The sequence below is a fragment of the Isoptericola sp. MSGPD8_1_ISO-PGPR-S23-394 genome (assembly GCF_058072785.1).
The window spans coordinates 1-21,848 of the sequence record NZ_JBYRDY010000002.1 but is presented as its reverse complement, the minus strand read 5'-3'; the positions used below and the strand labels follow the sequence as shown (position 1 = coordinate 21,848).

Sequence of the window (21,848 nt, the reverse complement as noted above, 5' to 3'; positions counted from 1 at the left end):
GGCCGCCTCCTTTCGAGTCGCGTAGTCGATCTAGTTTACAGGTTCACCCTGTATTTGTCAGTAGAAGCCTGCCGACGGCACGGAATCGAACTCGAGCATCATCCTGGCGCGGTTTCGTATGGCTTCGGCCCGGTCGGGCTCCAGCATCTTCTCGAGGCCGAACAGGTCATCGGAGGCGAGGAGGTCGCGCAACACTCGGCGCTCCTCGCCCTTGAGCTTGGTCCCGGAGCGGCCTCGCTGGATCCAGGAGTAGTTGCAGTAGTCGCCGGGGCGGGCGAATGCGTAGCCGTGGTCGATCAGTGCGATGCGGTCGCCGGCAACGAGGTAGTTCCCGGGGTGGCGGTCCTGTTGCCCGATCAAGGCGTCGAAGAACGCGGCGGACTTCCACTCGGGGACCGTCTTGTAGTCCTTGTGCATCGGCTTCCCTGGCCGCTCCAGCGCGAAGCTGCCGAGGCGGCCGTTGACCTCGCGGATCACGCAGGGCGGCACCAGCTCGTTCCACGGGGGCCCCATCCGCTTGGCGAGCTGCCACGCCGCGGCTTCGTGGACTGGCTGCTGGGATTCCTTCTGGCCGAACCCGGCGGCGAGTGCGTCGTTGAGCCCGTTGAAGGGCTTGTGGTACCCCGCCATGCCATTGTCGAGCTCGACACGCTGCGTCTCGTTCGTGCCCCCGTGGGCGGACTTCTGGCGGGTAGGTCGCCCGCTGAGCATCGACTTCTCGTCGCGCTCGTCTCCCTGTCGGGTCTCGACGGCCTGGATCTGGTTGACGAGGCCAGGCGTCGCCCATCGCTCCGAAGCCCAAGCCGGCCCCCCATCGGCGGGGGCCGGGGACATACCGCCACCTGCAGCTCTAGCTGGGAGCTGGCCCTCTCCAGGTGCGCCGCCGCCGGCCGCCCGTACTGCAGCGATCACAGCCTGCGCCGGACCTGCTGACGCATTCATCTGGTCGGCCGGCGGGCGCCCGGCGGCGGGTGCGTCGTCGGTGAGGAACTGCTTCGGGTCCACGCCCTTGGCCTTCGCCCAGTCCTTGACGGCCTTGGGGCCAGCCGCTTCGAGGCGCCGCACCTCGTCTGCCTCGATCCCCTCGGCGCGCGCCCAGGCGACGACGCCAGCCTTGATCTTGCGGTTCTCCCGCCGTCGGCGGTTGTGCGCCTCGCGGGCTGCCGGGTGGTCATGCCCAGGGCAGCGCCGCCCACCGGTACGGCACATGCAGCGCTCCCTCTTCCCTCGAGCTCTTCTGGTCGGGGCGGTATGTCCCCCGAGACATGAAAGAGCCCCCACGCGCGAAGGGCAAGCACGTGGGGGCCGCGGGCGCCGGGGCTGCGGGGGGCGTCAGCCTGGTTGCTGCCCTCCGGCGACTGTCGCCTTGGCGCTGTTGGCCTTGGTGCTCTTGCGGCGCCGGGCCCAGGTGACGGCGAGGATGAGGAGGACGAGGAGGGGGATCAGGAGGATTCCGACGCCGATGAGGTCGGCCTGGTCGATCGGGCCAACGGCGGGGATGTCTGCGACCTGGCCGGCTTCGATCTCGCCCCAGGTGGATTCGACCCAGGGCCGGATCTTGGTGGTCCAGAGCTGCTTGAGGGCGACGAGGCCGACGGCGGCCATGGCGAAGTAGAGGATCTCTTCGAGGTCGCTGGGGTTGCTGCTGTTCTCAGCCATGACGTCCTTTCGTTGTTACCTACATGCTAGCAAACTGCTAGTTACGTGTAGACGAAGAGTCGGTGGATGGGCAAGGTCTCGAGCTGGTCCTGAACCTCGCCGTAGTAGGTGACCTGTGTGATCCACCAGACCGAGGGGGCCAGCACTTGGACGCTGATGTCTCCGTCGACGTCGACGGGCTCGCTGACGGCGACCCGCCACGACCACTGTCCGGGGGCGTGCTGTACCCGGACGGGTCGGCCGGTGAGTCCTCCGGCCTCGCGAGCAGGTCGTGGGCGGCGTGCTGCCGGCTCGTCGAGGCTTGGGTTGATCTCGTCGAGCCAGGAGCGGGGAGTGGCGCCGTCGGGCGGGGTGGTTGTCCCGGTGCCGTCGGGGTTGATCCCGTCGCGGTAGATCCACGAGTAGTCGACGGGCCACCACTGCATGGTGATGCCGGTCTCGGGGTAGGCCTTGGCCATCCACCAGTGCAGCGGTGCGGAGATTCCCAGGGCCTCGCGTGGCTCCGTCTCGCGCGGAAGGGTGATCGTCTCGCGGTCGTCGCGCACGAGCACCTGTCCGTGGACGAAGTATCGGCCGGGCATGCCGATGGTGAGCTCGTCGCCGACGGCGAGGTCGCGGGCGTAGCGCGCGGGGACCGGGTAGAGCACCGGCGGGTGGTCGGCCTGCCACGTGATGTCGGGGTACGAGAAGAACTCGGCGCCGTCGGCGTTCATCATGTCCATGCTCGCAGGTTGACCCCCTGCTGGGTCATGAAGCCTTCGGGGTCGACGGGCTCGCCGTTGACGTGGACCTCGAAGTGGTAGTGCGCCCCGGTGCCGACACCGGTGTCGCCCGACAGTGCGATGGTCTCGCCGCCGTCGACTTCCTGGCCGGGCTTCACCAGCACTTCGGACAGGTGCAGGTGTCGGGTGGAGATACCCCCGGCGTGCGCGACTTGGACGACCAGTCCCCCGCCGGAGGTCCAGGTGACCTCTTCGACCACGCCTGCAGTGGGTGAAGCGATCGGGGTGCCGACCGCGGCGCCGAAGTCGGTGCCGGCGTGGAGGCGGTACTCGCCGTAGACGGGGTGCAGCCGGTTGCCGAACGGTGAGGTGACCGGCGCTTGCATGGGTGCGGTCCACTCGCCTTCGGCGATGATCTGACCTGGGTCCAGCCCGCCTCCGTCGGAGATCGCTGCGAGCTCGAAGTTGTTCTCGCAGAAGCCGTCGATGTCGATGCCCGCGGTGCGGAAGTCTGCCGCGGTGGTGAGCGCTGCCTGGTCGGAAGTCTCCTCGCTGGGGGTTGTGGGTCCGGCCGGCGTCCCGTCGGCCATCGCGTTGACGATGACCGTTGCTCGCTCTTCGTGCTTGGCGTAGGCGTCGGGGAACGCCGACCGCTGTACCTTCTGCGCCGCGACCGTCACCGGCATGTCCTGCCAACCGGCGATCTCCTGCAGCCCTGGGGGCTCGGCGCGACCGGCCTTCTTCGAGTAGTGCGGCGACTGCTTGCCGCCGAAGAACGCCCGCGCCGAGAACGCAGGGTCACGCACCTGCTCTGCGGAGCCCCATCCCTGCGAGGGCCGTTGCTGGAACAGGCCCAGCGAGTCTCGGTCGCCGTAGTCGACGTTGCGCAGTCCGGACTCCTGGAGTGCCGTGGCGATCGCCACCACCATGCCCTTCTTCCCGACGCCGGCGGCCTTGCCTGCCGCGACGATCGCCTGGGCGTTGCCGATCTGCTCTTCCTCGCCCGGCCCGAACCCGGCCACGTCGCCCCCGTTGGGGATGGTGGGCGACTGGTCGACGGCGGGCGGCTGGTACTCAGCCTGGTCCACTTCGTAGCCCAGGCTGGTGCATGCTGTGGCGGCATCAGCCTGGTCGGAGTTGCCCGCGAGCAACGTCACGGCGCCGCCGAGGAAGACTGCACAGGCCAGCAGGACGAGCCCGAAGGCGGCCGCGAGCTTGGGCCAGTTGCGTTGCAGCCAACCGGCGACGCGGGTCTTGAACCAGGCGCTGGCCAGGGCGAGAGCAGCTTCCACGGTATGTCCCTTCGGGGCTCAGGCGGCGACCGGCTCGACGCGGGAGGTGAGCCAGGTGCTTTGGTCGCTGTCGTAGGTCACGTGGACGCGGACCCATGGGCCGGTGGTGGGTACGTCGAAGACGCCCTCCTCTTCGTTGATCGCGACCTGGACGGGCTCGCCGCTGACCGTGGCGTCCGGGGTGTTGGCGGGGTCGGTCTCCGCCAGCCCGCCGTCCCACAGCTCTGTCGTGGCCAAGGGCTTCACGGCTGACGCCCAGGCGCCCCGTGTGAGGTCGGGCCGCGCCCAGGCGGCCACGAACGCTGCGGCGGCGTCAGCGGCAGCCAGGCTGGGGTTGTCGTCTGCCGGGTCAGCGCTCAGGTCGTCGGTATGTCCCTCGACGTTGGCCGCGGCGCTGTCCGTAGGCGCCGGGCTCGCTGAGCCCGGGTCGGCGACCGGCGACGCGCTGGGGCTCAGCGTTGGCTCAGCGGACGGCCGGTCGGCCGCGGCGGAAGCGGAGGCCGCCGCAACGGGCTCGGCAGCCGCCGGCGCCGCGTCGTCGCCGTTGAGCTCGCCCGCGACGAAAACGGCGACCAGCACCGCCAGGACGATGGTGATGAGGCGCGCCGGCGAGTGCAGCGGCCAGCGCACGACGGGTGCGATCAGTTCCCACATCAGCGGTACTCCTCATCGTGGTCGGTTCCAGTGGTCGCCGCGGTGGGCGGCTGCCAGATCTCGAAGACCTCGGCACCGTCCACGGAGCGCGCGTTGGCCTCGACGACGCCTGTCGGCAGGGGGTCCGAGCGCTGCATGATCGTCGGGGGCGGCGACGTGGTCGACGCGGGCGCCGACAGGTTGTCGGTGGCCGACGACTCGACGGTCCCTCGCGTCCCGTGCATCGGCCGGTAGTCGTCCGCGGGACCCGACGAGAGGGCCGGGTGGCGCCCTCCCCCTGCCAGCGCGCGTTCTCCGAGGTCGCTGCTGACGGGCCTACTCGTCTCGGCGCCAGCCTCGAGCTGCGGGCGCTCAGCGGTTGCGGTCCCCTCACGCCCCCCGGGCGGCAGCGCAACGAACGTGGGCGGGACCGCGCGACGCCGGGGGCCGGTGTCGCGGCCGGCTCCGAGCTCGCGCGTCTTGCTCGGTGCGAGCTGTCGAGTCGAGCCGGCCGCCGCGAGCTCGCGGGACTCATCGCGGGCATGCCTGCTCGCGGCAGCAGGAGCGAGGTCGCGGCGGCCGTGCTGCGGGGCCGCGGCCAGTTCACGGCGAGTCCCGGCCGCCGCGAGCGCCGGGCGGGTCTCGTCTCGTGTGGGGGTGGGCTCGGCTACGGGGCCGTTGCCGTTGCCGTAGTAGTGCTTGTCGCGCAGCGCGCCCCAGTTGGGGTTGCGTCGGGATGCGCCGAAGGTGTCGTCGCCGTCGTCTGCATCGTCGATGCCCTTGCGCACGGCGCGGCGGGTGAACATGGCGTTGGTGCCCATGCGCATCATCCGTCGCATTCCGCTGACGCCGGGGACGCTCTGTCCGGGCTTGAGCAGCTTGAACAGCACGATGGGGATGACGAGGCAGATGCCGAGTTTGAGGAGCCAGTCGAGTGAGGAGTCCAGTACGGCGCTGGCGATGGCGAGGTTGACCAGGGCTGCGACCCAGAACAGCGGTCCGAGGATGATGAACCGGCCGACGTTCTTGAGGACGGTCATGACCCATCCCTGAGAGATGTGGAGCAGTCCGATCACGCCGATGGCGGGGGCCAGGGGGATGAAGATTCGGGTGGCGGCGTAGGCCAGCACGAGGAAGACGGCTGCCACGGCCAGGAACGGCATGATGAAGGCCGTGGTGATGACGACGGTGGCCGCGGCGCCCCAGCGGCCGTTGCTGCCGGTGAGCTGGTCGTAGGCGGCTGAGTCGGTGCGCTCGATGGCAGCGGCGGTGGTGGTCCACAGCTCCTTCTTGGCGTCGACGATCGCCTGGCCGGCCTGCGGGTCGTTCTCGAGCGTCCTGGCCTCGTCCCAGGTCAGGTGCGACGCGCGAAACAGGTCCGGTCCGTACTCGCGGGCCGCCTGGCTGTTGCTCGACCCGAGCGTCCCTTCCAGCCACGACGTGTAGAGGGTCTCTCGGTTGATCCGGTCGAACATCGAGTTCAGGGCGTTCTCGGCGGGGTTCTTGGCCTCGGTCGTCTCGGTGGGTGAGGGGGGCCCGAGGACTTCACCTGTGCCGGCCGCTGACTTCCCGGCGGCCTCAGCGGAGATGGTGACCGTCTCCTGCACGAGCCCGTCGACGGCCTGTGCCGACGAGACGGGGTAGCTCATCACGTAGGTCGTCGCGACGAGCGCGAGCACCGCCCAGCCGGTGCTGGTGACCACCTGCGACGTGTTGGCCCGCGAGGCAGCCCAGAGGACGCCCACGGCGACCAGCAGCATGACGATGGCCGCCCAGGGGCTCCAGAAGCCAGCCTTGACGGCGTTGGTTGCGCTGGTGAGCACCGAGTCCAGTGGCGAGAGCCAGTTGGGCACGACCACGAGGGTGAGCAAGCCGTGGGTGAAGGCGACGACGGAGCTCGAGCCTCCGAGGCCGAGGTTCCCGATCATCGTGGTGAAGTCGGCCACGGCTCCCGAGCCGGGCAGGCATCCGGTGTCGTAGTTCTGCCACTTGTAGGAGTAGCCGTAGACGTCGCTCATCGGCACGCCGCGGTTCTCGAAGGGGTCGGCGTTGCTCGACGAGCTGGGCTCGCCGAACATCTTGCCGGACAGGCCCGCGGTCGGTCGGTTGGGCTCGGGAGCGTCGGCACAGGCCTTGGTGGCGACCGGTGCGGCCTGGACCGGGGAGGCGGTGGCGGCCACCGCGGGCCCGACGGTCGTCAGGCCGAAGGCGACGACTATCGCGACCAGGAGAGGGCGGATGATCCGCTGGCGGGTGCTCATGCCACGTCCTCCTCGGGGATGGCGTCCACGGCCTGGAGGGAGCGCCGCTTGGTGGGGTCGGCGGTGGTGTTCAGAGCTGCGGACAGCCGCTCGTGGTTCGTGTAGTCGACGCGGATCCGCTCGATACCTCCGCGGCCGTTGTCCCCGCCCATGCCGTCGCGGAAGATGAACTCGCGCGGGGTGCCGGTCTCGGTGGAGCGGCGCGAGCGCATGGAGAGCCGGCCGAAGAGGCCTTCGTAGCCGACGCCGGTCGGCAGGCCGAGCATCCGGCAGTTCTCCTCCTGGGCGGTGGAGTCGGTGGTCTTGCCGACGAACGCGGCACCGACGAAGTTGTTGATGTTCTGCCCGATCACGTTGGCTGCGTTCTGGGTCGAGACCAGAGCGCAGATGTTGTGCTTGCGGGTGTCGGTGGCGGTCTTCTGCACGAGCGTGGAGCCGGTGGAGACCTTGGTGATCTCCTGGAGCTCGTCGAGGAAGATCCCCTTACGTTCGTGCCGGTCGACCCGGTAGACGCCGCGCAGCGCTGACCATGCGGCCATGGACAAGATCGGGCGGCTGAGCAGCTCCTCGAAGGTCCAGTCGGCCCGGTCCTTGTTCTCGTCGATCGAGGCCAGGCCCTTGAGGCTGATGATCGTCAGGCGCTCGTCGGTGATCGTCTCGCCACGGTTGCCGTTGTACGGGCTAGCGAAGAACAGCCTGGACAGCTCACGCTCGCCGGCCTCGCGCAGTCGACGGATCGTCGAGCGCGCCTCCTCGCCAGGGGTGTTGTGCAGCGCCTTGAGGACGCCTTCGACGGTCGAGTGGGGACGCGCTTCGGCGTTGTTGACCGCGTCGCGCAGGGCCGCCAGGACGGCCTTGCCGCGGTCGCTGCGCATGTCGGTGTCCTCCGGGGGGAGGCACCAGCGCAGGGTGTCGTAGGTCAGGTCGCGGCGCTGCGCCTGGGCGGCGCTCTTGGCCAGGCTGTACGCCATGTCGGGGTTCGGCTCGTCGCGGAACCACGACGGGTGTGGCTCGGGGACCATGGCGTAGGGGTTGAGCGCTCCCGGCTCGGAGTCGAGCAGGTTGATCGCCCGGCCGATGCCGCGGAACTCGGGCAGGTCCGCGAGCGCTCCGAGGCGGCCGGAGGGGTCCATGACGGTCCAGGGGGCGCCCTGGGCGCAGGTCTTGTAGATGATGCCGCCGGCGAGGAAGGACTTGCCCGCCCCGAGGCCTCCGACGATCGGGACGAGGCCAGAGCCTTCGACGACCTCGGGGCCGTACCAGGGGCACCAGGTCACGGCGCGCTCGGCGAATCCGGAGGTGTAGCCGAGCAGGATGCCTCGCTTGTCGCCGACCTCGGCGGTGGCGGCGGGGACTCCGGCGGCGAGCTTGGTGACGGGCATGCGCCGGGTGTGGCCCGAGTTGGCCAGGGGTTCGCCGGGGACGAACTCGCGGGCGAGGCGGTACTGGTCGAACTCGCGCTCGACCTTGATGCTCGGCTTGTAGAGGTTCTGGACGGCCTTGGCGCGCTTGAGCGCTTCTTCCTCGGTGGGTGCCGAGACGGCGATGCGGAACCAGCCGCGCACCCGCGTGGACAGACCGTCGAACCCGGCGCGCATCTCGTCCTCGACGTCGGCGGCGCGGGCTGCCTGACGCTGGAGCTGGCGCGGGGGCTGCTTCTCGTGGTCGACGACGTAGTGGTCGTGCTGTGCCATGACGCGGTCGGAGAGCTTGTTCATCTCCCGTGCCGTGTCTTCGGGGCTGCGCACGTCGACGCGGAAGCTCCACTCGACGGGGAACCGCAGCTTGTCGGTCTTGGCGATCCACGGCTCCTCCTTCTCCGGGATCGCCAGCTCGCCCATGCGCCCGACGGTGAGCACGACGACGTGGCGCTTGATCGGGCTGTCGCCCATCGTGGAGTCCACGCGCACCGACTGCGCCAGCGGCTCGGCGCTCCAGTCGACGCCCCCGGCGAACTCGTCGAGGTCGTCCTTCTCCCAGGCGGTCTCTTCGACGACGTCCTGTGCGGGGACCGGGCAGCCCAGCGCGAAGGATCGCGCCAGCAGCCACGCCATGTCGTTGCCGACGGCGGGGATCGCTTCGATTCCCGGGCCGGCCATGATCTCGTCGAGCTCGTCGAGCTTGGTCTGCAGGGCGGCCATCTCGCGGCGGGCGACGTCGGGCAGAACTCGCGAGGTCAGGTCGACGGCGGCCGACCGGGCGCCGAGGTCGACGCCGAAGTACACCAGCTTGTCGGCCTGCATGCGGTCGCGGAGCTGGTACTGGTCCCGCTCGAGGATCTTGGCGAATCCCTGGGTCGGAGCGGGCGAGTTGTTCCACGCCGCTTCGGCCCAGGCCTGCACCGGGTACGGGCGTGTGGTGATGCGGCCGTACAGGGTGCGGCCCACGAGGTCGGCAACCTGGGAGGCCTGCGAGACGATCAGGGCCTCGCCGTCGGCGATGGAGCGGAACGACCACATCTGCGGGTCCAGCAGGTACCACGCGGTCATCCGCTTGTCGGTGAACGTCACGTGATTCGAGACCCGGGTGAGCGACCAGTCCATCGCCGCACCGCGCGGCTTCGGCACGGAAGGGTGCTTGCCGCGTCCCTTGCGCGCGTCTCGGGCCGCACGCTTCGCTGTGGCCGCCGAGGCGTCGTCCTCGGCGGGGTCGTAGTCGATGGTCACTTCGTCGTCCGCGGCGCGCTTGCCGCCGAACAGGTTCTTGAGCCTCATGCGTTGATCCCCTTTCGCGAGGCCGCGACGTTCGCGTACGAGCGCCACCGGCGGCGTGTGACGGCGTGGTCGAAGACGCCGGGTGCGCCGTACTCGTCCGCGTGCTCGACGCTCGCGGTCGTCGTGGGGAGCTCGTGAGCATCCCCGATCTGGGTCGTGCGCCGGCGGAACGCCCGGGTCGGGCGGCTCATCCAGCCCTTGGTCGACGCCCTGCGCGCGGTGAGCTCGTGCACGAACGTCTTGCCGAGCACCCCGACGGGCCGCTCCTGGCTCGTGTTGTCGACGATCCACTGAGTGAGCCGGATGGAGGCCATGACGGTCAGCGCGACGGACAGCAGCGAGAAGCCGATGCCGGTGCGCATGAGGAACGCCAGCCCGAGGATGATGACGAGCGGGCCGATAGCCAGTGCGCGGTAGCGGAATCGACCGACGTACCGCCCGGGAGGGCCGAGGTAGGTCTGGTCGACGTCGTAGATCTCGTCGTCGTCAGGCAGGCGCATGGGCGGTCACGCCCCGAGCAGGCTGACGATCCACTCGCCGACGCGGGCACCGGCGCCGGTGGTGGCCAGCGCGAGCCAGACGAGGCCGATGAGTCCGCAGCCGACGATGGTGACGACGCCGGAGATGTTGCCGCTCTTGCCCTTCCAGAGCACGATCGCGGCGATGACGATGAGGATCAGGGTGATGACGTTTTCCTGGATCCAGTTGGTCAGGCTGCCAGTTTCCATGTCTGTCTCCTTGTGTTGGGCCTCGTTCGGCGAGGCTGTGCAACGTGCTACACGCTACACGCTTTTCTACCTAGTTGCTAGCAGGTTGGTAAGCGGATGCCTCCACCTAGCCAGGGAGTGCAGCGTTCAGCACGCTACACGGCTTCATAGCAGCCTGCTAGCACGTTGCTACGAAGCACGTTTTGGGGCCTAGCTGACCGGACTCAACTCCTCCGCGATCCGTCGTGCCGCCGCTGGGCGCCACCTGCGCGCCACGGGTAGCAGGGACTCAACGCGGGCCGAGGACGTTGCCCACTCCGCGCTGGTCTGGAGAGGCGGGAGTCCGGCCGCCTGGCGAGCCGACGCCACCGCGAGCGCCTGGGCGCGGGCGGCCGGGTCGGCGGGGTCATGGTGGGACATCTGGGGTCCGAGGTTGCGGGTGGCGTCTCCGAGCTCGACGGCTTGTCGCACGACGATGAGTGCGGGGTCCGGGGCGAACGTCGCTCTGAGGCGGCTGGGGGCGCGGTCGTAGGACAGGTGGGGTGCGTGGGCCCACAGGTCGCGCCACAGGGGCCACAGGGTCCAGATCTGGTGTCTGGTGCGCAGGTTCGCTAGGGCCGTGTCGAGGGCGCCGACCAGTAGCCCGGTGGCGATGCCGAGGATGCACAGCACCAGGGCGCCTTGTTCGGCGAGAGAGATGGCCGCGGTGTCGGCCTCAGGAGCGGTGGTCAGAATCGTGAGGTGGATCGTCTTGAGGACGGTGTAGAAGACCCCGAGGGTCTGGCCGAGGCCGAGGCCGATGAGACGGGCGCGTAGGACGCCGGTGGCGTGGCGTGCGTTGCGGAGCGCGATGCCGGCCCCGTGCCACAGGACGACGGCGACCACGACGAGGAAGGCTGCCCAGTGGATGGCCCACAGGGGATCGCTGGCGTACACCGCGGCGCGCTCCGCAGCGGTGGCGGGCAGGATCTCGGCGGCGTCGATCAGAGGTACGGCGACGGCGGCCGCCAGGACGATCCACAGCCGCGGGTCGGTGGCGGCCCGCTGGACGCGACTGGCGCGTCCGTGGCCCGCGCTGGTGATGGCTCCAGTGAAGGCGAGCACGCCCAGGGCGGAGACGAGCGTGGCGGCGTGCTCGGTGACGCTGAGGTAGGCCGTCCGTCCGAGCGCTTCGCCGACCTCGTCGAGGTCGAGGGTCCGTCCGACGGCGAGAGCGGTGACGGCGACGGCGAGCGGGCGGGAGCCGGCGCCGCGAGCGACGCGGGTCGCCTCGACGGCGGCTGCGGCCCACAGCACGACCACGGAGATCAGCGCGACCTCACCCACGGTTCCCCCTGGTGCCGGTCAGCGCCTGCCGTAGCGCCTCTGCCTCGGCTGTGGCCAGGGCCTCGGTTGCGTCGGCTCGCAGGGTCAGCAGGCTGGCGAGCATCTCGGCTTCCTGCTCGGCGTGGCCGGTGAAGTCGCTGCGGTTGAGCATGCCGAGCACCTTGCCCGGGTCGAGGTCGGGAAGGACCTGGCGGATTACCTCGGTCATGGACTCGCTGCCGCACGCCAGGCCGTGGTGGCGCAGGATCATGTGTGCGAACTCGTGACGGATCGTGTGGTCGCGCAACGCGGGGTCGCTGTCCTCGGGAACCAGGATCAGGTCGAAGTGCTCGGTCTCCCACCACACTCCGCACGCGGTGTCGACGAACAGTGCGGCCGGGGCGTCCTGGATGTGGATCGGGCGGCCGCGCTGCTCCTCGAGAGCGGTCTTGAGCCGGTCGTTGGTGAGCGGACCGGGCATCGCCAGGTCGTCGAGGGCGGCTTCAACCTTGCGGCGCAGTGCGGTCGTCGCCATGCGGTCCTCCCTTGTGCAGCGCCTCCAGCTCGCGGACGCGGTCGACCATGGACATGACCGCTGCCAGGCTCTCGGGCGAGAGGCCGGAGGCACGCATGGCCACCGAGCGGACTCCGGCGTCGCGCATGGCTGCGGCAGCGGCGAGCTGATCGTCGATCTGGGGCGCCCGTTCGTCGTCGAAGAAGTAGGCGGGGCTGACACCGAAGAACGTAGCGAGTGCTTCGAGGTGGTGCTTGGTGGGGTTGTCCCGCTTCCCGGTGCGCAGCATCCAGACGTAGGTGCCGGAGATCGTCGGGCCGCCAGTCTCGGCGACTCCGCGCGCCACCTCCTCGTTGCTGTACTCCCGGTCAGGAGCCCCCGGAGGTCGCATAGTCTCGAACAGGCGGCTCATCTTCGCTGCGAGGTCCATCACGGGCTCTTGCTCTGCTGCCACGCCCCACGTCCTAACACGAGTTGGTATCAGTTGTCTTCGTATGAACGTGAGTTGATGGTGCCAGAGGCGACCATCCCCCTCAAGCGGAACCGCTGGGCGCAGGTGCTGTCGCGCGTCCTGGCGCCCCTGCACACCACGGTGGCCGCGACACTCCTGGCCGCCCTGGTCCCGCACACCGAGAACCGGTGGGCCACGCTCGGGCTCGTCGTCGGTCTCTTCGGCGGTGCGGTCGTTCTCGTGATCGCCACGATGCGCCTGCTGGGCGGGCCGGGCTACGCCACCCGACGTCGGGCCGTGCCGGCGGTCCTCGCCGCTGAGGTCGCCGCCCTCGGCGTCGGCTACGTTCTCGGTCTGCCTGCCGAGGTATTCCGAGCCTTCACGGCGTACTTCATCGTCGGTGTGATCGCGCTCGCCGGGGCCCGGTGGAACATCTCGGCGCACTGCCTCATGGCCGGTGCGCTGACCGGTCTACTGCTGGGGTGGCTTCCCGCCGTCGGCCTGGCCGCCGTCGTCGTCCTGGGCGCGCTCGGTGTCTCGCGGGTCGTGCTCGGTCAGCACACGATCGCCCAGGCCATCGTCGGTGCCGTGCTCGGGTGTGGCGTCGGGCTGCTGGCCGCCGTCGCTGGGCTCTGACCAGGGGAAGAGGGATGTCCCCATACGGTCTAGGTCTTCCTCGGCGCCGGACCAGTCGAACCGTTCGGAGTGGTTCTCCAGGTCGGTCGCGATGTTGAGCGCCGGGGTACCCACGATGGGGTGCTCGACGCCGTACATCGTGAGCCACGCGGCGAGCGTGCGCTCGACCTCGTCCCGGGCTCTTGCTGCGTCGAATCTTCCCGTACGCCTCAGGTCTGCGAGCCTTGCGGCGACCGCGCGGGCGCAGAGATCCGCAGATGGCATGCCCACGAACTCGTCTCCGCGGCGTGCGAGCTCCAGCATGATCCGCCGTTCAGCCGGCATCTGAGGACCGAATTCCATGATGGTGTGCGCCGTCTTGGGGATCGTCCATGCACGCCGCGACATGACGTCGGGGCATCGCCGCCCGGCCTGGAAAACGTGCCCCCGCAGGCGGAACCGCCCGCGGCGGTGCTCTCGAGCGGCGGTGATCGCGGTATGGACGTCCAGGAGGTACTGGACGCTGCTGTAGGGCTCGATCCTGATCGCCTTGGCGGAGGTCTCGTTCCCCAGCTCTTTCGAGGCAAACATCCTTGGCGACAGCGAGTGGAGCTGCCGGCGCAGGCTGCGGCGGAGCCCGTAGCGGGTGGTCCTCTTGCCCCGGTACGACAGCCCAGCACTGGAGATCGTGACGGCGGTACGTCCCCGGTTCTCGACCGTGAGGATCGCACTCTCCACCCCGACGCTCCCATTTTCGGGGTGCTCAGGCGGCAGCATGGCGCCGGATCGAGATCCACTTTGCTGGATCATGAGACCGGGGTACCACATCGCTGCGGTAAGTCGAATGTGCACCCTCGCGCCCGCCAGCATGAAGGCTCGGACCTGCCAGGCCAAGGCGGTGACCGAGACCGCGACCGCGAGGATCGACAGCGCCAGGGGCAGCCACCAGAACTGCTCTTGGAACGTGGGGTCCTGGAGAGCGGGGTCCGCCTCGGTGGTCACTCGACGACCGAGAGCGTCTCGTCGTCACGCAGGCTCACCACGCCGAGGTCGCCGTCGGCGAGGCGGTAGGTCACCGCGAGGCAGTCCGGGTCGACGTCGTCCGGGTCGACGCTCTCGACGGTCGCGAGCGTCGGCCCGGTGTCGGTGTCGACGAGGATCTGGGTGCCATCGTCGAGGGCGTTGACGGGGGTGTCGGTGGTGGGTAGGTCCTCGGCCGCGGTGAGCTCGCTGGGGGACGTACCGTCGTGCTCGAGATCAGCCGGCGGCTCGAGTTCGGCGATGGTCGCCGTGGGCGGCGGGTCGATGGCCGCGACGGCGGCCGCGGGGGTGACGTCGTCGGGCAGGGTGACGTGGAGCCCGTGGAGGATGGCGCGGTCGGCGTCGGAGTGGCCGCGCTCGATCTTGGGGGTCCAGTAGATCTGGGCGTGTTCGGGCGTGCTGCCCATGCCGGTCTGTACCCAAGCGCGACCGGGGGTGTTCTCCAGGCCCGATGTGGCGATCGGGGAGCCGAACACCATGCGGCTGTCCTCCGCGGAGAGGTTGCGCAGCGCGATGCGGACGGCGAACTGTCCGCGGCTGGAGGTCTGGATCCAGGACGCGGCGGCCTGCTGGGAGGCCAGGACTACGTGTACGCGGGCCTCGCGACCGAGGCGCAGGATGGAGCCGAGCATGCCCATGGCGGGGTGCTCGGAGCCGGTGGGGGCCTTCTCCAGCCCGTGGCGGTCCTTCCAATCCTCCTTGCCCTCGCCGCTGACCCACCAGGTCTTGAGGACGTCGTACATCTCTTGACCCTCGTCGATGAACAGCACGATGGGTTGCAGCTCGTCGCGGGTGACTTCGTCGTTCATCAGGGCTTCGTAGCGGCGATCCATCTCGCGCTGCACGCGCTGGAGGGTGTCGACGAAGGCGTCTGGGGTCGTGGCAGGGCGACGCACGCCGGGGATGCTGCCGTACACGCCCTTGAATCCGACGCGCTTGGGGTCGATCACGTGAACCTCGGTGGTCACTCGCTCGGTCTGCGGCAGCGCCGTGAGCAGCGTGAACATCAGGACAGTCTTGCCACCACCGGTGCCACCGACGATGAGCACGTGAGGCAGGGTGCTGTTCAGGTCCCACACCGCGGTGTCCCCGCCGCGGAACTGTCCGAAGGCGGCTCGCATGGGACGGTCCTCGTCGCGCGGCGGGTGCGCGATGGCGTCGGGCAGCGGGACGACGGGGGCGACGTGCGCGCAGTCGGCCTCGATCTCCCAGCGCACGGTGATGGGGAAGCCGAGGGCGGTCTGGAGCGCTCGTGCGACGCGGGCCCGGTACGGCATGGGCGTCACGCGAACGGTGCGCTTCGCGGGCCAGGTGAAGGTGACGTGGTTCGGGTGCCCGTCTTCGTCGCGCGTGAGCGTGGTGATCCGGGCCCCGGGGATCATCGGCTCCAGAACCTCGTTGAGCCGTGCAATCACGGGATCTTCGTCGGCGGTCTCGGCGCGGTCGGGCCGCTGCTCGAGGATCGCGCGGCCCGTCTGCCAGTTGATCTTGACGTCGATGCCCAGCCGGGCCGAGGCGATCGACTCCAGCTCGCTGACGCGCTTCTCCGAGGGCGTCAGCGATGGCGGGTAGTGCCAGGCCACCGGCAGCCCGTACAGCGAGCGCCAGGTGGGCCGGAGCATGGTGGTCGGTGCCCGGTTGTCGGAGGTCGCGGGGCCGAGCCCTTCGGCGAGCCAGACCATGGTCCGGGCCAGTCGGGCCCGGCGCCTCAGGAAGCGGGCGCCGAGTGCGATCGTCGCGACGGTCGCGGTGCCGAGCGCGATCGTTGGGACGGTCCAGCCCTGCCACCAGCCAGCGGCGCAGCACAGGATCGTCCAGACCAGGAGCGCGCCGAGGGGCCCGGTGGGGCCGACGCGGAGGGTGGGGCGTCCGAGCCAGGCCAGCAGGAAGAACGCCCAGGTGCCGAGGGCGACGGCGACGACTTCGAGCTGCAGGTCTCCCTGAGTGAACGCCCAGGCCGCGAGGGCGACGGCGGAGGCGAAGGCGAGCCAGGCGAGGGGCCACAGTCCGGGGATTCCGGCCCAGGGTGTCGGTACTGGCATGTGGCGCAGCGTCTTGTCGCTGGGGGCCGGCTTGGTCGTGACCATGGTCCCCTCCCTTCGGGCTACTGGTCGCTTTCTTCGAGGTGGCGGCGGATGGCGCGGGCCTCGCGGTGGATGTAGGCCACCAGGCTCTTGGAGACGCCTAGGTCAGCGGCTACGGATCCGAGCGAGGCGCCGGGGAGCTGGAGCATGGCCCGGATCTCGCTGTCGCGGTCGTCTCGGGCCTGGCGTTGCTGTTCCTCGGCTGCTCGCATGCGCGTGATGGCTTCTCGGGCACGGTCTCGATGGTGGGCGTAGGTGGGCGAGGTGTCTGGCACTCGGGGTTCCTACGCGTTCATCGTGTAGCGCATTGCACGGTCATGTTGCGCGAGTTCAGTTTTCCGCGCGCTCGTGGAGCTCACGCGTGTAGTCGTTGACGGGCTCGTGCTTGAGGAACCACATCTCCATGGCTTCGGTCATGATCTCGCGGCCGGTGTGGCTGCCGGAGTTGACGGTGAGCACGTAGGCCTCCTTGAGCCCGGGGTGGACACGGAAGCTGAGCTGTGGCCACTTCGAGGTCAGCGCGGAGCGCTGGATGGTGGCGTGCGTCGGCTCGGGATCGGGCTCGGGGGTCTTGGCCTTGGGCGGGGTTCCGCCGTTGACGGCTTCTTCGTCGAGCTTGGCCTTGCTCGCGCCGGCGAGCTCGGCCCAGCCGGGCTTCTTGGTCGGCTTCTTCTGGGTCATCTGGTCTCTCCCATCTCGATGAGTTCTTGGAGCAGATCGGGGAACGCCCCGAGGTTGCGCGGCACGACGCCGAAGGCCTCGATGTAGCGCACGGAGTGCGGGATCTCGGTGGTCATCCGCGGTACGGGGGCGTCGAACGCCTCGCGCAGCGCTTCGTCGGCCTCGCGGTGGACGATGGTGCGCGGGTGGCTGTCGGAGAACAGGGCCCGCAGCTCGAACGGAGACTCGTCGTACACGGCGGCGGCGATCTGCAGGGTCGGGAAGAGAGAGGCGACCTCCATCTTCGAGGGCCGCAGCGGCACCAGGAAGATGTCGGCCAGGCGCATTGCGTCGGCCAGCGCGTTCTGAGCGTGCGGACCGGTATCGATGACCAGATGGGCCTCGGCCGGCACGACACGGCGTGCGAATTCGGCGAGGCCTTCGCCGTCGTGCTCCCAGGTGTGCAGGGTCAGGTTGCTGGGCCACAGCGGGCCGGCCAGGCGCGCCCAGGTGCTGGCGGAGTCGTTGGTGACGTCAGCGTCGATCAGGTGCACGGGGTCGTGGGTGAAGCGGCGGGCGAGCGCCAGGGCGAGGTAGACGGCCACGGTCGTCTTGGTGGTACCGCCCTTGCGGTGACCGACGCCGAGGCGCAGCGGCCGAGCCGGGTTCGGCAGCAGCATGAAGACCTCTCCCAAGTTGCTAGCAAGTTGGGAGCCACGGTAACACAAGACTGCTAGCAACATGGTAGGGAATGAACTACCAGTTGCGTTCAGGTCAGGTGCCGGAGGTGCACACCAACCTCGTGCCGAGCACCGGAGCTAGGCGGGATGGTCTTCGCTCGAGCCGGAGGCCAGCGCTGGCGAAGTCCTCGACGTAGAGGGCTTCCAGCTTCGGTGAGACCGCCCTGAGCGCGACGTCGATCTGGTGCTCGCGGGCGATGGGAGCCAGGGAGGCCAAGACCTGCCGGCGCAGTTCGCGCGCGGGTGCGTCGTCGTCGATCTTGACGTGGTTGGCCAGGTGCCAGCACCGCTGTCGGCGTCGGGCTCGTACGGCTAGGACGACGGTCTGGGTGGGGTGGACGTACCACCTGGTGCCCGCTCGGGGCCGGCCCCACAGCAGCCCGGTGACGGTGAAGATCGCGGCGAGTGCGCCTGCGGCCACCAGGAGGCTTCCCCACCAGGGCAGCGGCGTGAGCGCGGCGACGTCGACGGCGACCAAGAGCAGGACGGCCGCGGGGAGGGTTCGCCGGGACCAGGTGCGTGGCAGCAGCACGGCGCGGACCGAGGCGCGGGCCATCGCGCCGCGGTGGCGGCCCATGTCGCTGGAGATCCCGTCGACGGCGGGAGGGTCGGGCACCACGTCAGAACGCGCGCTCGTCGCGGTGGTTGTAGACGGTCATGGTGACGTCGGTGATGACCACGCCGGACTTGTCGAGGTCGGGGTAGCGGTGCTGCACCTGGGTCTTGAGCCAGCCCAGGGAGTCCCCCTCGAAGCCCTGCGAGCGTCCGAGCACGCTCGAGACCTGGTAGCCGTGCTTGGACCCGACGGTCATCGAGTGGCCGTTGGACAGCCGCACGTCAAACTTGACCTTCTTGCGGTCCCAGCGCTGGCCCTTGGCGGCTGAGCGCAGGCGGGACACCATCGTCTGATTCGCCTGGGCACGGCCCTTGGCGTCCTTCGTCTTGGGCGCGGTGAACTCGTACTGCCGGGCGCCGCCGGCCAGGGGGGTCATGCGCTCGGAGAATCGGCCCGGGCGGCGCTTGGCCGGCGCCTCGGTGGGCACGCGCACCCCGCCGCCCTCGGCGGCGCGGGCACGGACGGCCACGACGTGGCCGTCCTTGCCGCGACGGCGCGGCGGTGGGCTGGAGATGTGCCCGCGCTCGTACAGCTCGGTCACCGCCCCGCGGTAGGCCTCACCGCTGGTCTCGCCGGCAAGGATCTTGCGGACCATGCGGGGGGACCTACCGAGCATGCGGGCCAGCTCGGCGACGGTCACGCCCTGGCCGCGCTGGTCACGCAGCATGTCCGCGACGCTCAGCGACTCGTCGGGCTGGTGCGGCTCGCGCGGGCTCATACGTCGCTCTCCCAGCCGGGCACGCCCGCGGCTTCGGCCTTGGCGCGAAGCACGTTGCGGGTCTCCATCGTGGTGGGGGTAGCGATAGCGCCGGTCAGGGCACCCTTGAGGCGCAGGCGACCCACGCGGCCGTCGTCACCGCCGCCGTCGTCGACGGGGCGGGACCACTGCGGCACGACGGTGGAGTAGATCGCGTCACCGTTGATTCCGAGCAGCGTGCCCGGGTCCATGCTCAGCACTCCCCCGGTCTGTCCCTGGGTGGCCAGGGGTGAGCGCAGCACTCGCGAGCGGGCCCGGCTCCAGACCTGGGCGGCCAGGTGGGGCTGGTAGTACGGCAGCGTGCGCTCGTCGTGCTCGCGCCCAGGCATCGTGTAGGTGAACGCGTCGCCGAAGCGCTGCATGGTGTTGGCGTACTCCGCCGGCACCTCGCGAGCCGACCAGACAGTGATCGTGCGGCCCTTGAGCCGCGAGGCGAAGTTGCCGATCGTCTGGATGAGCATCGCTCGCAGCGCTGCCGCCACCGCGCGCCGCACCTCGGGCTCGATCTCGGCGCGAGCGTTGACGCGCTCGCGGGCCCGGGTCATCCGGTCGGCAAAGGTGTCCAACGGGCGTGCCTTGGTGAACGTCACGGCCTCCAGGGGTCGGACATACCACCCGTAGTCGCGGGCAAGCTTGAGCTCGGCGCCGTCGGCCCAGGTCTCGAACGTCGCCCCGGGGCGGTTCGGGTAGTGCCACCCGGCCGAGACGTCCTCGTGCTTCGCTCCCAGGAGCCCGACGTGGTCCCACTCGCCCGGAACCTCCACAGCAACCCGGAAGCGGGCCCGCACGTACGGGTCGGACTCCAGCAGGTCGGCCGCGTCCGAGCTCCCCATCCGCCGAGCCGGCATCGTGCCCAGCTCGCGGCAGCACGCGGCGTACATGAACCGGCCGTCGACGTAGCTGAACGTGTCGATCTCGGGCTGCGCCTCGGCGTCGAACAACGGCAGGCACGACCCGCAGTCGCAGCGGTCGGGCCCGCTGGTCAGGTGCTCGATCCGGTGTTGGCCGGAGGTGAAGTGCAGCTCGTCGGCCAGGTCGCGCGGCAGCGGCGCGAGATCCATGGTCCGCGGCAGCGACAGGGCCCAGGCGTTCGCTCCGGTGCTCGCCGGGGTCAGGGCCATCACGGCGCGCGGTACCGCATCGGCGAGGGCCTGAGCCGTGACGATCCAGGCGTCGCGAGCCTGGCCGGGCTTGAGGTCGCTGGTGCCGAACCACTCTTCGGTGGTGCGCACCTCGATCACGTTGCCGGAGACGTCGTTGGTGAACCGGCCGGTCACGGGCTTGTTGAGCCAGTGCCCACCGGCGGTCCAGCCCGGGGTGCGCACGATGAGCCAGTGGCTCTTCCCGGGCGTGGGCTGCGGAATTGCGCCGGTGAGCATGATCCGCTCGGCGCCCAGGGCGTGGGCGGTGTCGAGCAGGTCGACGAGGTTCGGGTTCTTGCGGCGGTCGCCGATCTTCGGACGGATCGTGGTGCCGTCGTCGGTGACGCCGCGGCCGCTCTTGAAGTCCAGCCAGGCGGTCCGCTTGGCCCGGTAGTTGTAGATCGTGGGGCGCATGTCAGGCGACCTCCCGTGCCTGGCTCTTCTTGGATCGGGAGTCACCGTAGACCTGCCCGCCGGCGACGCCCATGAACTGGGGCTCGCTGTCGGCCCAGGCGCGGCACTGGGCGAGCACAGGGCAGCGGGCGCACATCGCGAGAGCGGTGCTGGTCTCCTGGGGCGTCTCGGCGTTGGTGGCGCGCGGGTCCTCGACGCACACGGCAGCAGCCTGCCAATCGCTCGCGTAGACGTCGCCGATCCCGTCGACGGGCTGGAGCTCCAGGACGGTGTCGGGGCGCTCGCGGCGGGGGGACGTACCGCGGGGGGTGTGCTCGGTGAGCTCGAGCCGGCCACCGGGGAGCAGCGTCAGGAGAGTACCGATGGGCTCGTCGCCCGGGTCGGCAGGCTGGGCAGGCTGGGGGCCGCGCTGGAGTTCGTCGCGCAGCTCGGAGGCTCGGCCGTTGGTGCGTTCGTTGTGCAGCTCGCCCAGGAGGGCTTCGCGGCCTTCGGGGGTCAGTACGCGCTCGTCCATGATGGTCACCGGTCCTCCCCCTCGATCTGGCCTTGGTCCCGCTTCGCGACGTGCGGCACCGAGGGGAACAGGCGCAGCCCCTTGTCAGTGGCCCGGAACCGGGCGCCGGGGTAGATGACTCGCACCGAGTTCAGGTTCTCCATGAACGTCTCGCGGAACTTCCTCAGCCGCTGAGTCGTGCTGCCGAACTGGACCGCGAGGGCTTCCCACGGGATCAACGTCGGCGCGGAGAGGTAGCTCATGCGGTAGGTGAGCCAGGTGTAGATGTCCAGACGCATCGGGGAACCGGAGAACGCACGCAGCGCTCGCAGATCGACGGGGACGGGCGACTCGACGATGGAGCGGTAGAACTGCGGCGACAGCGTGATGCTGTTGTTCCACAGCGCACCCTGGCTCTCGTCGACGTGGTCGCTGTCCGGGATCCACAGCTCGAAGGACTCTGCGACGTTGAAGTTCTTGCCACTGACCTGCAGCCCGTCGCCCTCTCGGCGCACGTCCTGGACCTGCATCGTCGCGCCGACGAGGCGGACGATCTGTTCCTTGAGGCGGCGCGCGCCGGCGCCGCCCTTGGAGAGCCCGACCTTGGTCACGAACTCGTTGAAGCTCGCCCCCATGTCCAGGTGGGGGTTCTGGGTACGCACTGCCTCGGTCGCCATCCAGGCCAGTAGGTAGCGCGGGATCACGCCGAACGGGTAGGCGTCGCGGGTCTCGCCATCGGGGCCTACGAGCGTCGCCGGGCGCACGATGAGGGTCATGTTGCCGTTGCGGCGTTCCCACCTGCTGATGTCGCCGGGGTCGCGGTACGGCAGTGCGAGCTGGGTCCACACGCGTGCGGCGAACCCGATCGATCCGGCGCTCACGGCGTCTTCGCGTTCGATCTCGACGGCGGCGTCGAGCAGCTTCGACTGTCGGGGAGTGATCTCAATGGTCGTCTTGGAGCGGCCCGAGTCCGCCGATGCATGACGGTCGGGCTCGGCTCCGATACCCTGGGGCGAGAGAGAGGACAT

22 protein-coding genes are annotated in these 21,848 nt (G+C 69.8%); all 22 read right to left on the bottom strand.

Translation table 11 applies throughout. The features are described from left to right. Positions 1-57 precede the first annotated feature (57 nt). Positions 58-1,209, bottom strand: a complete 1,152-nt coding sequence (locus tag AC3RJ8_RS18205) for a hypothetical protein (RefSeq protein ID WP_489715692.1) — start codon at positions 1,207-1,209, stop codon at positions 58-60. A 123-nt stretch (positions 1,210-1,332) separates the two neighbouring features. After that, positions 1,333-1,659: a hypothetical protein gene (locus AC3RJ8_RS18200; protein ID WP_489715691.1), complete on the bottom strand. Its 327-nt coding sequence runs from the start codon at positions 1,657-1,659 to the stop codon at positions 1,333-1,335. 41 nt (positions 1,660-1,700) lie between these two features. Further along, a complete protein-coding gene (locus tag AC3RJ8_RS18195; RefSeq protein ID WP_489715690.1) occupies positions 1,701-2,381 on the bottom strand; it encodes a hypothetical protein in 681 nt (226 codons plus the stop codon). Further along, positions 2,372-3,673: a M23 family metallopeptidase gene (locus AC3RJ8_RS18190; protein ID WP_489715689.1), complete on the bottom strand. Its 1,302-nt coding sequence runs from the start codon at positions 3,671-3,673 to the stop codon at positions 2,372-2,374. The genes AC3RJ8_RS18195 and AC3RJ8_RS18190 overlap by 10 nt, the downstream gene beginning before the upstream one ends. Before the next feature lie 18 nt (positions 3,674-3,691). Beyond that, on the bottom strand, positions 3,692-4,327 hold the full coding sequence (locus AC3RJ8_RS18185) for a hypothetical protein (protein WP_489715688.1): 636 nt from the start codon (positions 4,325-4,327) through the stop codon (positions 3,692-3,694). Continuing rightward, entirely contained in the window at positions 4,327-6,567 is a 2,241-nt protein-coding gene (locus AC3RJ8_RS18180; RefSeq protein ID WP_489715687.1) for a hypothetical protein, read from the bottom strand. Before AC3RJ8_RS18180 ends, AC3RJ8_RS18185 begins: the two co-directional genes overlap by 1 nt. Beyond that, entirely contained in the window at positions 6,564-9,281 is a 2,718-nt protein-coding gene (locus tag AC3RJ8_RS18175; RefSeq protein WP_489715686.1) for an ATP-binding protein, read from the bottom strand. The genes AC3RJ8_RS18180 and AC3RJ8_RS18175 overlap by 4 nt, the downstream gene beginning before the upstream one ends. Beyond that, positions 9,278-9,781, bottom strand: coding sequence for a hypothetical protein (locus AC3RJ8_RS18170; RefSeq protein WP_489715685.1), 504 nt, complete (start codon positions 9,779-9,781; stop codon positions 9,278-9,280). The genes AC3RJ8_RS18175 and AC3RJ8_RS18170 overlap by 4 nt, the downstream gene beginning before the upstream one ends. Before the next feature lie 6 nt (positions 9,782-9,787). Next, the gene (locus AC3RJ8_RS18165) at positions 9,788-10,009 is read right to left on the bottom strand and encodes a hypothetical protein (RefSeq protein ID WP_489715684.1); all 222 of its coding nucleotides are present in this window, start codon (positions 10,007-10,009) and stop codon (positions 9,788-9,790) included. A 189-nt stretch (positions 10,010-10,198) separates the two neighbouring features. Next, on the bottom strand, positions 10,199-11,314 hold the full coding sequence (locus AC3RJ8_RS18160) for a DUF6545 domain-containing protein (protein WP_489715683.1): 1,116 nt from the start codon (positions 11,312-11,314) through the stop codon (positions 10,199-10,201). Then, entirely contained in the window at positions 11,307-11,828 is a 522-nt protein-coding gene (locus AC3RJ8_RS18155; protein ID WP_489715682.1) for a hypothetical protein, read from the bottom strand. The genes AC3RJ8_RS18160 and AC3RJ8_RS18155 overlap by 8 nt, the downstream gene beginning before the upstream one ends. Continuing rightward, a complete protein-coding gene (locus AC3RJ8_RS18150; RefSeq protein ID WP_489715681.1) occupies positions 11,797-12,237 on the bottom strand; it encodes a hypothetical protein in 441 nt (146 codons plus the stop codon). The genes AC3RJ8_RS18155 and AC3RJ8_RS18150 overlap by 32 nt, the downstream gene beginning before the upstream one ends. A gap of 492 nt (positions 12,238-12,729) precedes the next feature. After that, the gene (locus AC3RJ8_RS18145; protein WP_489715680.1) at positions 12,730-13,875 is read right to left on the bottom strand and encodes a hypothetical protein; all 1,146 of its coding nucleotides are present in this window, start codon (positions 13,873-13,875) and stop codon (positions 12,730-12,732) included. Continuing rightward, positions 13,872-16,001 (bottom strand): FtsK/SpoIIIE domain-containing protein, encoded by a 2,130-nt coding sequence (locus AC3RJ8_RS18140; RefSeq protein WP_489715679.1) that lies wholly within the window; start codon positions 15,999-16,001, stop codon positions 13,872-13,874. Before AC3RJ8_RS18140 ends, AC3RJ8_RS18145 begins: the two co-directional genes overlap by 4 nt. A gap of 17 nt (positions 16,002-16,018) precedes the next feature. Beyond that, positions 16,019-16,210 carry a hypothetical protein gene (locus AC3RJ8_RS18135; RefSeq protein WP_489715678.1) on the bottom strand — a complete coding sequence of 64 codons (192 nt, stop codon included), beginning with the start codon at positions 16,208-16,210 and terminating at the stop codon, positions 16,019-16,021. Positions 16,211-16,328: 118 nt separating this feature from the next. Next, entirely contained in the window at positions 16,329-16,679 is a 351-nt protein-coding gene (locus AC3RJ8_RS18130; RefSeq protein ID WP_489715677.1) for a hypothetical protein, read from the bottom strand. Next, entirely contained in the window at positions 16,676-17,401 is a 726-nt protein-coding gene (locus AC3RJ8_RS18125; protein ID WP_489715676.1) for a ParA family protein, read from the bottom strand. The genes AC3RJ8_RS18130 and AC3RJ8_RS18125 overlap by 4 nt, the downstream gene beginning before the upstream one ends. Positions 17,402-17,432: 31 nt before the next feature. Next, positions 17,433-18,014, bottom strand: a complete 582-nt coding sequence (locus AC3RJ8_RS18120; protein ID WP_489715675.1) for a hypothetical protein — start codon at positions 18,012-18,014, stop codon at positions 17,433-17,435. Positions 18,015-18,018: 4 nt separating this feature from the next. Further along, the gene (locus AC3RJ8_RS18115) at positions 18,019-18,732 is read right to left on the bottom strand and encodes a hypothetical protein (protein WP_489715674.1); all 714 of its coding nucleotides are present in this window, start codon (positions 18,730-18,732) and stop codon (positions 18,019-18,021) included. Next, positions 18,729-20,327 carry a hypothetical protein gene (locus AC3RJ8_RS18110; protein ID WP_489715673.1) on the bottom strand — a complete coding sequence of 533 codons (1,599 nt, stop codon included), beginning with the start codon at positions 20,325-20,327 and terminating at the stop codon, positions 18,729-18,731. Before AC3RJ8_RS18110 ends, AC3RJ8_RS18115 begins: the two co-directional genes overlap by 4 nt. A 1-nt stretch (position 20,328) precedes the next feature. Then, the gene (locus tag AC3RJ8_RS18105; RefSeq protein ID WP_489715711.1) at positions 20,329-20,841 is read right to left on the bottom strand and encodes a WhiB family transcriptional regulator; all 513 of its coding nucleotides are present in this window, start codon (positions 20,839-20,841) and stop codon (positions 20,329-20,331) included. A gap of 5 nt (positions 20,842-20,846) precedes the next feature. Beyond that, positions 20,847-21,848: replication protein RepA (locus tag AC3RJ8_RS18100; RefSeq protein WP_489715672.1), on the bottom strand; the 1,002-nt coding region annotated here is incomplete at its 5' end.

What these genes read in the sequence shown, in the direction of transcription:
- AC3RJ8_RS18155 (WP_489715682.1), bottom strand. Translation starts at nt 11,828, where the DNA reads ATGGCGACGACCGCACTGCGCCGCAAGGTTGAAGCCGCCCTCGACGAC.
- AC3RJ8_RS18110 (WP_489715673.1), bottom strand. Translation starts at nt 20,327, where the DNA reads ATGCGCCCCACGATCTACAACTACCGGGCCAAGCGGACCGCCTGGCTG.
- AC3RJ8_RS18140 (WP_489715679.1), bottom strand. Translation starts at nt 16,001, where the DNA reads ATGGTCACGACCAAGCCGGCCCCCAGCGACAAGACGCTGCGCCACATG.
- AC3RJ8_RS18165 (WP_489715684.1), bottom strand. Translation starts at nt 10,009, where the DNA reads ATGGAAACTGGCAGCCTGACCAACTGGATCCAGGAAAACGTCATCACC.
- AC3RJ8_RS18195 (WP_489715690.1), bottom strand. Translation starts at nt 2,381, where the DNA reads ATGGACATGATGAACGCCGACGGCGCCGAGTTCTTCTCGTACCCCGAC.
- AC3RJ8_RS18105 (WP_489715711.1), bottom strand. Translation starts at nt 20,841, where the DNA reads ATGGACGAGCGCGTACTGACCCCCGAAGGCCGCGAAGCCCTCCTGGGC.
- AC3RJ8_RS18115 (WP_489715674.1), bottom strand. Translation starts at nt 18,732, where the DNA reads ATGAGCCCGCGCGAGCCGCACCAGCCCGACGAGTCGCTGAGCGTCGCG.
- AC3RJ8_RS18135 (WP_489715678.1), bottom strand. Translation starts at nt 16,210, where the DNA reads ATGCGAGCAGCCGAGGAACAGCAACGCCAGGCCCGAGACGACCGCGAC.
- AC3RJ8_RS18150 (WP_489715681.1), bottom strand. Translation starts at nt 12,237, where the DNA reads ATGGACCTCGCAGCGAAGATGAGCCGCCTGTTCGAGACTATGCGACCT.
- AC3RJ8_RS18170 (WP_489715685.1), bottom strand. Translation starts at nt 9,781, where the DNA reads ATGCGCCTGCCTGACGACGACGAGATCTACGACGTCGACCAGACCTAC.
- AC3RJ8_RS18175 (WP_489715686.1), bottom strand. Translation starts at nt 9,281, where the DNA reads ATGAGGCTCAAGAACCTGTTCGGCGGCAAGCGCGCCGCGGACGACGAA.
- AC3RJ8_RS18205 (WP_489715692.1), bottom strand. Translation starts at nt 1,209, where the DNA reads ATGTGCCGTACCGGTGGGCGGCGCTGCCCTGGGCATGACCACCCGGCA.
- AC3RJ8_RS18130 (WP_489715677.1), bottom strand. Translation starts at nt 16,679, where the DNA reads ATGACCCAGAAGAAGCCGACCAAGAAGCCCGGCTGGGCCGAGCTCGCC.
- AC3RJ8_RS18180 (WP_489715687.1), bottom strand. Translation starts at nt 6,567, where the DNA reads ATGAGCACCCGCCAGCGGATCATCCGCCCTCTCCTGGTCGCGATAGTC.
- AC3RJ8_RS18200 (WP_489715691.1), bottom strand. Translation starts at nt 1,659, where the DNA reads ATGGCTGAGAACAGCAGCAACCCCAGCGACCTCGAAGAGATCCTCTAC.
- AC3RJ8_RS18125 (WP_489715676.1), bottom strand. Translation starts at nt 17,401, where the DNA reads ATGTTGCTAGCAGTCTTGTGTTACCGTGGCTCCCAACTTGCTAGCAAC.
- AC3RJ8_RS18185 (WP_489715688.1), bottom strand. Translation starts at nt 4,327, where the DNA reads ATGTGGGAACTGATCGCACCCGTCGTGCGCTGGCCGCTGCACTCGCCG.